Raw genomic sequence first — 1,079 nt, 5'->3', positions numbered from 1 at the left:
CCAGTCTCGCTGTCGCCGTTCAGGCGCTGCCCGGGCGTGGCAGCGATGGCGCGGGCAGCGCCTGAACGGCGACAGCGAGACTGGAGACTAGATCAGCCGGTCGATCAGCCCGTGCCCGCAGCCCACCGACAGCAAGGCCGCCCAGGTCATGAAGGTCTTGAAGAATTCAACCGCGTTACCCCCTGCCTAGATGGACACCCTAGGCACAATCCCGGGAAGTATCTAATGATCGGTCAGCCGCCCCCTTACGTTTCAGACGTTCATACTAATGCTTGAAACATCACAATGATGGTATTATACCTTATTCCTGCAGACTCAGACGGGGATTCCGGCCGATGATCACTGCCGCGCAGATGCGCGCCGCAAGGGCGCTGGCCGGCATCGATCAGAAGACGCTCGCCGAGCGCGCCGGCGTTTCGCTTCCAACCATCCAGCGCATGGAGGCGAGCGATGGCGTGGTCAGGGGCGTGGTCGACACGCTGATGAAGGTCATCCAGGCTCTCGACGAGGCCGGGGTGGAGCTGATCGGCGAGAACCAGACCAGCGAGCGCGGCGGCCGGGGCGTGCGCCTCAAGCCTGCCGTGCCGCGGGATCCCAAGGCTGAGCCGGCATAAAGTCGCGACGGCGACCGCCGACAGCCCTGCCGACGATCCCGCCGCCTTTCAGGGTGCGAAAGGCAGTCCATGGACCAGACGCAGCGGGCAGTGCATCAACCGGCCCACAGGTCGGCCCATAGGCCGGTAAAACCGACATTTTCCGAATTGTTCACGCCGAAGCTGGTGACGGTCTGGCGCGAGGGCTACACGTTCGCCGACTTCAAGGCGGACGCCATTGCCGGGCTGACGGTCGCCATCGTCGCGCTGCCCTTGTCGATGGCGATCGCCATCGCCTCGGGCGTGACGCCCGAGCGCGGCCTCTACACCTCGATCGTCGGCGGCTTCATCATTTCGGCCCTCGGCGGCAGCCGCTTCCAGATCGGTGGTCCGGCCGGCGCCTTCATCGTGCTGGTGGCCGCGACGGTTGCCCGGGTCGGCATCGATGGACTGCTGTTGGCAACGATGATGGCAGGGGTCTTCCTG

At 65.1% G+C, this 1,079-nt stretch carries 2 protein-coding genes; both read left to right on the top strand.

Going from position 1 to position 1,079, the window contains the following annotated elements; genetic code table 11:
- The first annotated feature begins 335 nt into the window (after positions 1-335).
- Entirely contained in the window at positions 336-614 is a 279-nt protein-coding gene (locus tag EN750_RS35790) for a helix-turn-helix transcriptional regulator (RefSeq protein ID WP_127320695.1), read from the top strand.
- Between the two features lie 69 nt (positions 615-683).
- Positions 684-1,079: SulP family inorganic anion transporter (locus EN750_RS35785; RefSeq protein ID WP_245482913.1), on the top strand; the 396-nt coding region annotated here is incomplete at its 3' end.

Source organism: Mesorhizobium sp. M7A.F.Ca.ET.027.03.2.1 (genome assembly GCF_003999175.1).
GTDB lineage: Bacteria > Pseudomonadota > Alphaproteobacteria > Rhizobiales > Rhizobiaceae > Mesorhizobium.
The sequence above is the reverse complement of the archived record's forward strand: the minus strand, read 5'-3'. Positions and strand labels throughout refer to the sequence as shown.

What these genes read in the sequence shown, in the direction of transcription:
- EN750_RS35790 (WP_127320695.1), top strand. Translation starts at nt 336, where the DNA reads ATGATCACTGCCGCGCAGATGCGCGCCGCAAGGGCGCTGGCCGGCATC.